Origin of the sequence: Streptomyces sp. SID3212 (assembly GCF_009865405.1) — a bacterium.
In the GTDB taxonomy this organism is placed as follows: Bacteria; Actinomycetota; Actinomycetes; order Streptomycetales; family Streptomycetaceae; genus Streptomyces.
Map to the genome: position 1 here is coordinate 25,374 of NZ_WWJY01000902.1, position 7,621 is coordinate 32,994.

A 7,621-nucleotide genomic window follows, 5' to 3' on the forward strand; every position below is an offset into this window, starting at 1 on the left:
CGCGTCGACGTTGACACCTCAAGGCACGGGATGCCTTCTGGTTGGAATGCGCGGGTGTGGTCACCGGCGCGACGGCGTCGGACCAAGCGTCGAACGACGTTGCGGGAGTGGCACATCCGGTTCGCGTGAGCGCTCACGTGAACGTTCACGGAAGTCCGTGAATTTTCCGGAAGTTTGCGCTCCGGTCTGGATGTATGTCAAGACATTCGGGTCGGGCACATGTCCGGCGGGTTACGCGGAACCGCCCGGTCTCAGCTCGGCCCGGACGACCAGCTCGTCGGCCTCCAGGGGGTCGACGCCGGTCAACAGGCGCCCGACCTGGTCGATCGCGAGGGCCCCGAGGCGGCGTGTGTCGAGCGCGACGCTGGTGAGCGGAGGTTCGACGAGCGCGCCGAGCTGGAGGCCGTCGAAGCCGATCACCGCGAGGTCCCGGGGGACGCTCCTGCCCATCCGGCGTGCCTCCCGCAGGGCGCCGATGGCGACGATGTCGTTGAAGGTGAAGACCGCGGTGACCTCGGGGTGGGCGGTGAGAAGGGCGTTGAGGCCGAGTCCCCCGCCGTCGGCCGACTGGGCGGCGCCCGCCACCAGGCCGGGGTCGACGCCGTGGGCGGCGGCGGCAGCGGTGAACCAGACGCGCCGGATGCTGGGCTCGGCGCGGTTGTCGTGGTCGAGCATGCCGATCCGCGTGTGGCCCCGGGCGACGAGGTGCGCGATCGCGGCGTGGACGCCGGCCTCGCCGTCGACCCGTATCGAGCTGAACCGCCCCATCCGGGGCTCACGGCCGATGAGGACCATCGGCATGCCCCGGGTGAACCGGTCGAGGTCGCTCTCGGAGCAGCTGAAGTAGCCGACCACCGCGTCCACCTGCGAGCCGATCACCTGGAGCGTGCCGAGTTCTTCCTCGGCCCGGTCCGCGGTGTCGTACACGACCACGTGCCAGCCCCGGGCCCGGGCCGCCTCCAGGGCCGCGGCGGCGACCTCGGTGAAGAACGGGTTGAGCAGGTCCGGGATCACCAGGCCGATGGTGGTGGTGTCCTGCCGGACGAGACCCCGCGCGAACCGGCTCGGCCGGTAGCCCAGTTCCCGTGCCGCGTCCAGCACACGCTGCTTCGTGGAGCCGTCGATCTCCGCCTTGTCGTTCAGCGCCCGGGACACGGTCTGGCGGGACACGCCCGCCGAGCGGGCGACATCGTGGATCGTCACCCTTCGGGGTTCCGACTTCGACGGCGACACCATCGCGCACCTCCCGCTGCTCGCGGGCGCTGACGTGCCCCGCAGGGCCCGAGTATGCCCGACGCGTCGTCGGACCTCCCCGTTCGCTTCGGTCACGCCCGCTTCACGGGCCCGTCCGGGGCGCCCGGCCCCGGGCGGGGGGAGGGCCCGTACGGCGGACCGTCCCACCGTGATGCTTTCGTTTCGGAATCGCAACCGAGGGCGTGGCATGAATGAGTCGAATCCGTTATTTCTTTCCCTGCCCGGCACCTCGTGGCGACAACTCCGCGTGCCGGAGGAATTACGTGAGATCCGGAGGTGTGGAGTGATCGACCCGGGGCACACGCCGTTCTGGAGGTTGATAACTATGGTTCCCCTGCTTCTCGTTCTTCTGCTCGCCCTGATTCTTTTCGGCGCGGGCTTCGCACTCAAGATTCTGTGGTGGATCGCCATCATCGTGCTGGTGGTCTGGCTGCTCGGATTTGTCGTCCGGCCCGCGGCGGGCGGCGGCAAGCGAGGCCGCTGGTACCGCTGGTAGACAGCGTTTCTCGCACCATGTGGGTGGGGCCCCGTCAATGATGCCGGGGCCCCGCCCACGTGTGCGCGGGTCCGGGGCATTCCTGGTGCCCCGGCCCGGAAGTGACGAAAGCGGCGCGACGTGCGAACGCCGCCGGTATTCCGCTCAGTACGAAGGTGTCGGATGGATATACGAAGCAGGAACCGCGTGGTGGTCACCGGCCGCGAGGACGGCCCGGTGGTGATGCTGGCACACGGATTCGGGTGCGATCAGAACATGTGGCGTCTGGTGGTACCGGCCCTCGCGGAGAATTTCCGTCTGGTCCTCTTCGACCACGTCGGGGCCGGGCAATCGGATCTGGCCGCCTGGAACGCCGCGCGCTACTCCACTCTGGACGGGTACGCGACGGATGTTCTGGAGATCTGCCGCGAACTCGGTGCAGGACCGCTCACGTTCGTCGGGCATTCGGTCAGTTCCATGATCGGCGTGCTCGCCGCGAACCGGGAGCCGGAGCGTTTCGAGAAACTGGTCCTGCTCACTCCCTCACCCTGCTACCTCGACGACGGTGAGTACCGGGGCGGATTCAGCGCCGAGGACATCGACGAGCTGCTGGAATCCCTCGACAGCAACTACCTCGGCTGGTCCGGGGCGATGGCGCCGGTGATCATGGGCAATCCGGAGCGTCCCGAGCTGGGCGAGGAGCTGACGAACAGCTTCTGCCGTACGGATCCGGCCATCGCGCGCGCGTTCGCCCACACCACGTTCCGCTCCGACAACCGGGCCGACCTGCCGGGGGTGAGTATCCCCACGTTGGTGGCGGAATGCTCCGACGACGCGATCGCCCCGGCCGGTGTAGGAGCCTTCGTGCAGGCGCAGATCAAGGGGAGCCGGCTGGTCACACTGGAAGCGACCGGCCACTGCCCCCAGTTGAGCGCCCCGGAGGCCACCGCCGCGGCCATCACGGCGTTCGTGCGGGACGTCCGATGATGTGCGAGACGGGAGACCCCGCGCCCGGCATGCCCGGGTCCGGCGCCGACGACGGCGACGAGGGCGGGGAGAGGGACGGGGGCGGGCGGAGCGGCGGGAACGAGCGGGCCCTGTTCGCGTCGCTGCTGGAGGACAGTGCGGAGGACCTGTACGAGAACGCCCCGTGCGGCTATCTCTCCACCCTCCTGGACGGCCAGATCGCCAAGATCAACGGCACCCTGCTGGGATGGCTCGGCCACCGCCGCGAGGACCTGGTGGAACGCAGGCGCTTCGCCGACCTGCTGACCGTCGGCGGCCGGCTGTACCACGAGACCCACTTCGCCCCGCTGCTGCGCATGCAGGGCGAGATCAGCGGAATCGCGCTGGAGCTGAAGACCGCCGACGGCGGCCGCCTTCCGGTCCTGGTCACCTCCACGGTGAAGCACAGCGCGGACGGCCAGCCGCTGCTCATCCGGACCACGGTCTTCGACGCGCGTGACCGCCGTGCGTACGAGAAGGAACTGCTGCGGGCCCGCCGTGAGTCCGACCTGGAACGTGAACGGCTCCAACGCCTGAACGCCACACTCCAGCAGACGCTGCTGCCGCCGGCCCTGCCCCCGGTGCCGGGGCTGGAGGTCGCCGCGCACTACCGCATCGCCTCCGCCGACCTGGTCGGCGGTGACTTCTACGACCTGTTCGGGCTGACTCCGGGAACGTGGGGCCTGTTCCTGGGGGACGTCTGCGGCAAAGGCGCCGCCGCGGCGGCCGTCACCTCGCTGGCCCGCTACACCCTGCGCGCCGCGGCGGTCTACGACCCGGCCCCCACCACCGTGCTCGCCAACCTCAACACGGTCCTCAACCACGAGTACCAGGGCCACGACCCGCGCTTCTGCACCGCCATCTTCGGGGTCCTCACGCCGGACGGCGACCAGGGCGGCTTCCACGTCACGCTCGCCGGCGGCGGTCATCCGCCCGCGCTGCTGATGCGCGCGGACGGGTCGGCGGACTACCTGCCCACCCCCGGAGGGCAGCTCGTCGGCGTCATCCCCGACGCCCACTTCGCCGCCACCACCCTGCGTCTGGAGGCGGGGGACACCCTCCTCCTGTACACCGACGGCCTGACCGAGGCCCATGCTCCCCCGGACGGCGAACGCTTCGGGGACGACGCGCTCCTCGCTCTCGCCCGGGACCTGGCGCCCACCACCGCGCCCGGCGCCGTCGCGCACCTGACGGGTCTTCTCGACACCTTCGGCGCGGGGCTAGACGACGACACCGCCCTCCTGGCGATCAGCGTGCCGCTCCCCCGTACCGAGGAAGCCCGGTGAGCCGGCTCAGCGTCCGCACCCGCGGCTCCACCGCCGGCCCGGTCCTCGAACTCGCGGGCGACCTGGCGTACGAATCGGCCCCGGAGGTCCGTGACCTCCTCTCCACCCTGGACCTGGAACCGGGCCAGCAGTTGCTGGTCGACCTCGGCGGCCTGACCTTCTGCGACTCCAGCGGCATCACGGTCCTCATCGCCGCCCGCAACCACGCTCTGGCCGCCCGGGCGACGCTCGCTCTGGCGGCCGTCCCCCACCACGTGGCGCGCATCCTGCGCCTCGTCGGCCTCGAACCGGTCCTCACCAGCTACCCCACCGCCCAGGACGCCACGGACTCCTGGACGCGGCGGGCGGGCGGCTCCTGAGACGGCTCTCCCCTTTCACTGCCGGACCTTCGGCGGCCAATCGGGTGAGGGGAAAACGATTCCTTCGCGGGAGGGGGTTACGGTCTGTCGCGTGCCGGCGGAAGCATGCTGGTGCCCGGCGGTCCGTGCCGGGTGGCCGCCCGCCGATCCGGGTCCACCCGGTCGACCGGTGCGGCGCGAGCCCCGTACCCCGAATGTGAGCTCTGCTGTGGCACTGACAACGGCGACGATCGCCGCGGAACTGGAAGCGGCGAACAAGGTCGGTGATCCAAAAGCCGACACGCTGGTGTCCGAGCTGATCGACAACAAGGAGATCGACGGGGTCAACGCCCTGTTCCGTACGGTCGGAACGCTCAAGCCGGGCCAGGATCTCTCCCAACTCCCGCCGAGGCTGGCCGAGTTCCTCAAGGAGGCCGCGGCCCCGCCGCCGGACTGGTCCGAGGCGGACGTCAGGGCGGCGGAGAGCTTCTTCTCGCACCACCACGGCGAAGTCACCATGCTCCAGGGGACGGTGGGCCTGATCGGTACGTACCTCTCCCCCGCCGGCGCGTTCACCCTGCGCTCCACCGGCCGTCTCGGCGGCGTCGAAGGGCCCGGGCGGCGGCTGTCGCAGTCCTCGCGGCTGTTCCTCGACATGGGAAACAGGGACGCGATGCGGGACGGGACGCTCGCGGCGAACGTCACGAAGGTGCGCCTGGTGCACGCCTCGGTACGGCAGTTGCACAAGAGGAGCGGCGAGTGGGACTACGCCACGTGGGGAGAGCCCGTCTCGCAGAAGTACACCACCGGCGCGGCCTGCGTGTTCTCCACGCAGATCCTGCAAGCGATGAAGCGCCTGGGTGTCGACGTGGCGAAGGACGACGCGAACGGGTTCATGTGCGCCTGGCACTACGTCAACCACTATCTCGGCACGGAGGAGAAGTGGTTGCTGCCGAAGGACGCGGAGCAGGTCGAGGCGCTGTGGAACCAGGAACGCGACAAGGAGTGGAAGAAGACCGACGACGGCGTCTTCATGACCGCGCAGGCCGTCGAGTTCTACAAGAAGTTCTACCCGCCGGGCGTGCACGACGCGTTCTTCGCAATGGTCCGCCATGCCCTCACCGACAAGTACGCCGACATGGCCGGGCTGCCCAGGAGCGTTCTCGGCGTGGCCGCCGAGCCGCTGGCGACCGGACACGGACTGGTCAGCACGGTGGGCGGCGGCCTGCTGGGCGGCGGCGCCAAGAAGGCCGTGGGTGTCAATCCGTACAAGGAGGTGCTCGGCATCGCGTCCCGGGGCTACAACGGTGTGCAGAAGTTCGCGCTGACGCATGACCAGGACAACCAGCCGCAGATGCATGAGGAGCTCCACGACAACCGCTGACGTCCGGCCCGGCCGTCGGGACGGGGGCGTCAGTCCGGTGTGTCGTGCGTGTGCGCCGCGGCGTCCAGTGACTCGGTGAGGGTACGGAGTGTGTTCCGGAGGTCCGCCGCCTGGGCCGGGCTCAGGCCGGTGGCCGCCATGATCCGGGCCGGCACCTGCCGCACCTGGTCGCGCAGGGCGTTGCCGTCGGCGGTGGGGCGGACGGTCACCGAGCGCTCGTCGGCCGCGTTGCGCTCCCGCGTCACCAGGCCTGCCGCCTCCAGCCGCTTCAGGAGCGGGGACAGGGTCCCGGAATCGAGCCGCAGCACCTCGCCGAGTTGCTTGACCTGCATCTCGCGGTGTTCCCAGAGCGTCATCATCGTCAGGTACTGGGGGTAGGTCAGGCCGGCGTCCCCGAGCAAGTTGCGGTACACGCCGCTGAACGCCCTGGACGCCTTGAGGAGGTCGAAGCAGAGCTGGAGATCGAGGACCAGGCCGTCGCCGGTGTCTGCGGCTTCGGACCTGGCGCCTGGTGACGGTTCTCCACCCATGCGTTCAGTCTACGCAGGTGGGTGGTCCGCTCTTCCCTGGTGGAGAAGGGTGTCGATCGCGACGGTAGCCGTTCGGCCTTTTTGGTTGTGCGCGATTCAGTTGTGTACTACCTTTCTGGCTACGCGGAGCGGATCGCCGCCCCCGCGCGTTGCGGGATCACCTGAGGGAAGTGTCAGACCCATGGTCAACAAGCTCGAGAAGGTCGTCTACACGGCGCACGCCCACACCACCGGCGGTCGTGAGGGGGGCGTCAGCCGTACCGACGACGGCGCCCTGGAGGTCAACCTGTCCACGCCCGCCGTGATGGGCGGCTCCGGTGGACCGGGCACCAACCCCGAGCAGTTGTTCGCCGCGGGCTATTCCGCCTGCTTCATCGGCGCGTTGAAGGCCGTCGGCGGCAAGCTGAAGATCAGGGTGCCGCAGGACGTGTCGATCGACGCCTCGGTGTCCTTCGGCCCGATCGAGAACAACGCCTTCGGTATCGCGGTCCGCCTGGAGATACACCTCCCCGGCCTCGACCCCGAGCAGCAGCGTCAGCTGGTGGACGCGGCCCACCACGTGTGCCCGTACTCCAACGCCACGCGCGGCAATGTGGAAGTCGACCTCGTCATCGCCTGATCCCTCCGCTTCACGCGCGACGGGGGCAGGGGCCGGCCGGGCGGTTTCGCCGCCCGGCCGGCCCGTCCCTGTCAGCCGATGCGGGTGCCGTACACCTTGTCGACCGTCATCGTGATCAGGATTCTCCGGTCGGACACCATCACCGACCGGTACTCGTCCCAGTCGGGGTGTTCGCCCGCTGCCGCGCGGTAGTAGTCGACGAGGGTCCCGACCTCGGGACCGTGCGGGTCGCTCCCCGGCCCGACGAGGGTGGCCGTGCCCTCGACGGTGGCCCACGACCGGCCGTCCTGGCTGGTCACCTCCAGGGTGGCCCGGGGGTCCCGGCGCAGGTTCGCGATCTTGGCGGTCTTCTCGGTCGTCGAGACGCGGATGACACCGGCGTCCGGATCGTATGACGGCATGACGGGCGAGAGCTGGGGGCGGCCGTCGGACTTGATCGTCGCGAGGACGCCGAGCCTGCTGTGCGCCAGCAGCTCGTACGGGTCGAAGAGTGTGTCGGTCATAGCGACTACAACGCGTGACCGGACGGTACGTATTCCAGTTCCAGGGTCGGGCAGCCGCCGAGCGGTCCTCGCCCGGCGCCTTTCAGGTCGTGAGTACGTGTGCTCATGTGCGGGCGGCCTACCGGTCGAAGACTGGGCGCATGACACGAACTCCCGTACCGACCAGGCTGATTGCCCGCTCTCCGCGCCGCTCGCGGCTCGGCGTCGCGGGCACGGCCCTGGCGGTC

Annotated in this window: 9 protein-coding genes; 6 read left to right on the forward strand and 3 right to left on the reverse strand. The window is 69.8% G+C overall.

Going from position 1 to position 7,621, the window contains the following annotated elements:
* Positions 1-231 precede the first annotated feature (231 nt).
* Positions 232-1,236, reverse strand: a complete 1,005-nt coding sequence (locus tag GT042_RS26995) for a LacI family DNA-binding transcriptional regulator (RefSeq protein WP_161311332.1) — start codon at positions 1,234-1,236, stop codon at positions 232-234.
* 343 nt (positions 1,237-1,579) lie between these two features.
* On the opposite strand from GT042_RS26995, the gene GT042_RS27000 reads away from it, so the two are divergent.
* The 5 genes from GT042_RS27000 (at position 1,580) to GT042_RS27020 (ending at position 5,742) form a co-directional block, all read left to right on the forward strand.
* A complete protein-coding gene (locus GT042_RS27000; protein WP_161311333.1) occupies positions 1,580-1,750 on the forward strand; it encodes a hydrophobic protein in 171 nt (56 codons plus the stop codon).
* Positions 1,751-1,912: 162 nt separating this feature from the next.
* Entirely contained in the window at positions 1,913-2,716 is an 804-nt protein-coding gene (locus tag GT042_RS27005; RefSeq protein ID WP_161311334.1) for an alpha/beta hydrolase, read from the forward strand.
* Positions 2,717-2,745: 29 nt separating this feature from the next.
* Positions 2,746-4,020, forward strand: coding sequence for a SpoIIE family protein phosphatase (locus tag GT042_RS27010; protein ID WP_237531224.1), 1,275 nt, complete (start codon positions 2,746-2,748; stop codon positions 4,018-4,020).
* A complete protein-coding gene (locus tag GT042_RS27015) occupies positions 4,017-4,379 on the forward strand; it encodes an STAS domain-containing protein (protein ID WP_161311335.1) in 363 nt (120 codons plus the stop codon). Before GT042_RS27010 ends, GT042_RS27015 begins: the two co-directional genes overlap by 4 nt.
* Positions 4,380-4,587: 208 nt before the next feature.
* A complete protein-coding gene (locus tag GT042_RS27020) occupies positions 4,588-5,742 on the forward strand; it encodes an oxygenase MpaB family protein (protein ID WP_345943932.1) in 1,155 nt (384 codons plus the stop codon).
* A gap of 29 nt (positions 5,743-5,771) precedes the next feature.
* Here the strand turns inward: GT042_RS27020 and GT042_RS27025 are convergent, their stop codons facing one another.
* Positions 5,772-6,272 (reverse strand): MarR family transcriptional regulator, encoded by a 501-nt coding sequence (locus GT042_RS27025; protein ID WP_161311336.1) that lies wholly within the window; start codon positions 6,270-6,272, stop codon positions 5,772-5,774.
* A 181-nt stretch (positions 6,273-6,453) separates the two neighbouring features.
* On the opposite strand from GT042_RS27025, the gene GT042_RS27030 reads away from it, so the two are divergent.
* The gene (locus GT042_RS27030; RefSeq protein WP_161311337.1) at positions 6,454-6,891 is read left to right on the forward strand and encodes an organic hydroperoxide resistance protein; all 438 of its coding nucleotides are present in this window, start codon (positions 6,454-6,456) and stop codon (positions 6,889-6,891) included.
* A gap of 71 nt (positions 6,892-6,962) precedes the next feature.
* Here GT042_RS27030 and GT042_RS27035 read toward each other — a convergent pair whose 3' ends face one another.
* Positions 6,963-7,394, reverse strand: coding sequence for a PPOX class F420-dependent oxidoreductase (locus GT042_RS27035; RefSeq protein ID WP_161311338.1), 432 nt, complete (start codon positions 7,392-7,394; stop codon positions 6,963-6,965).
* Positions 7,395-7,621 lie beyond the last annotated feature (227 nt).